We start from the raw sequence: 2,078 nt of genomic DNA on the forward strand, positions 1-2,078 counted from the left end.
CCTGCGCCAACTCGGTGGGCACGAGCGGGCCCGCGGCCTCGACGGCCGGGCGCTGGCGCTGGCCTGCACCGACCACGAGGCCGACCCGGAGGCCGCCGAGGCCACCGCGGATGCGCTGGTCGGGCTGGCCGCCGACGCGCTGGGCGTCGGGCGCTTCGCGGCCTCGGCGGCACTGCTGGAACGGGCGGTAGGGCTGCCGCAACCGACGGCGCCGGCGCGCCTGGCGGTGCGCCGGAACTGGGTGACGGCCGAACTGGCCATGGTCACCGGCGACGGCCCCACCGCGGTGCGCCACGCCGAGCACGCCTTGGAGCTGACTCCCGAGACGATGGTGCGCCATCGGGTCAAAAGCCGGGTGGTGCTGGCCGGGGCGCTGTGTTGCGCCGGCAGCGTCGACAAAGCGCGCGCGGTGGCCGACACCGCGCTACACGACGCCGACCGGCTGGGTCTGCTCCCGCTGCGATGGGCACTGGCCTGCATGTTGATCGACTTGGTCGATGCGGCCGGCCCGCGGGACACGGCCGAGGAATTGCTGAAGTTGCGTGACGACGCCGCCGAGCTGGTGCGTCACCGCGGCGGTAGGTGGCAGCGCGGCTGACTCGGCGGCTCAGCGGTAGCCGTCGGCCTCCGAGGTCGCCCCGTTGAGCGACGCATCGGCGTAGCCGCGGCAGTAATCCCACGTCACGTAGCTGTCGGGTTCGGGGTCGTAAGCCGGTTCGTGCGGGCGGACGGTGCCGTCGATGAGCAGCTGCAGCAGGTTGGCGCGCAGCATGTCCCAGTCGTGATAGTGGTCCTGCTGACAGTCGTCGCAGCACACCACCAGGCCGCGGATGCCCCGGTGCGCCAACAGTGCCTCGTAGACCGCCAGATCGGCGAGGTCGGCTTCGACCGCGGTCCGCTCCTGCGGATCCAGCGGTTGCCCCGGTTCGACGGCGTCCAGCGCGGCAGACGGGTCGTAGGGATCGTCGGCGAACGGGTCAGGCGGCAAACCGGGTGGCAGGTGGTCACGCACGCCCTCAGGGTACGCAGAGGTCACGACAGAATGCCAGCGGCCGGTGCCCGGAGCCGTTCAGCGACCCGCATGACCGGCAAGGGTAGGTGGGGAACGAACGCCGCCGCGCGCCGCGATTAGGATGGACGTCTCACCCCGGCTGCGTAGTGGAGGCTCCCGATGTCCGTTGGTGACCCCAGTGCCCCGACGATTCCCTATGCCCCCGGTGCACCCGGTGCCGCCGGCACGTTCGACGATGCGATGCCCACCGGCGGTGCCGCCGGTGGGCATCCACCCAAGATCGCCATGCTGGGGCTGACGTTCGATGATGTGCTGCTGCTACCGGCGGCCTCCGACGTGGTGCCGGCGACCGCCGACACCTCAAGCCGGCTGACCCGCAACATCGCGCTCAAGGTGCCGCTGGTCAGCTCCGCCATGGACACCGTCACCGAGGCCCGGATGGCGATCGCGATGGCCCGCGCCGGCGGGATGGGCGTGCTGCACCGCAACCTGCCGGTCACCGAGCAGGCCGGTCAGGTCGAGACCGTCAAGCGCTCCGAGGCCGGGATGGTCACCGACCCGGTCACCTGCACGCCGGAGAACACCCTGGCCGAGGTGGATGCGCTGTGCGCGCGGTTCCGGATCTCCGGGCTGCCCGTCGTCGACAAGAACGGCTCACTGGTCGGCATCATCACCAACCGGGACATGCGCTTCGAGGTGGACCAGAACAAACCGGTCGCCGAGGTGATGACCAAGGCGCCGCTGATCACCGCCCAGGAGGGCGTCTCCGCCGACGCCGCGCTGGGCCTGCTGCGCCGCCACAAGATCGAGAAGCTGCCGATCGTCGACGGCCGCGGCAAGCTGACCGGGCTGATCACCGTCAAGGACTTCGTCAAGACCGAGCAGCACCCGCTGGCCACCAAGGACAGCGACGGCCGGCTGCTCGTCGGGGCCGCGGTCGGTGTCGGCGCCGACGCCTGGGTGCGGGCGATGACGCTGGCCGACGCCGGGGTCGACGTGCTGATCGTCGACACCGCGCACGCCCACAACCGGGGGGTGCTCGACATGGTCGGCAAGCTCAAGGCCG

At 71.5% G+C, this 2,078-nt stretch carries 3 protein-coding genes; 2 read left to right on the forward strand and 1 reads right to left on the reverse strand.

The genetic code is table 11. The features are described from left to right. Positions 1 to 598, forward strand: a 598-nt coding sequence (locus DQP56_RS24000) for a hypothetical protein (protein WP_112689574.1), incomplete at its 5' end; no start/stop codon positions are given. 9 nt (positions 599 to 607) lie between these two features. Here the strand turns inward: DQP56_RS24000 and DQP56_RS24005 are convergent. Continuing rightward, positions 608 to 1,012: a DUF5319 domain-containing protein gene (locus tag DQP56_RS24005; RefSeq protein WP_041320144.1), complete on the reverse strand. Its 405-nt coding sequence runs from the start codon at positions 1,010 to 1,012 to the stop codon at positions 608 to 610. A 240-nt stretch (positions 1,013 to 1,252) separates the two neighbouring features. On the opposite strand from DQP56_RS24005, the gene DQP56_RS24010 reads away from it, so the two are divergent. Next, positions 1,253 to 2,078 (forward strand): IMP dehydrogenase (locus tag DQP56_RS24010; protein ID WP_234825813.1); only part of this gene is annotated, 826 nt, incomplete at its 3' end.

Source organism: Mycolicibacter senuensis (genome assembly GCF_003284925.1).
GTDB lineage: Bacteria > Actinomycetota > Actinomycetes > Mycobacteriales > Mycobacteriaceae > Mycobacterium > Mycobacterium algericum_A.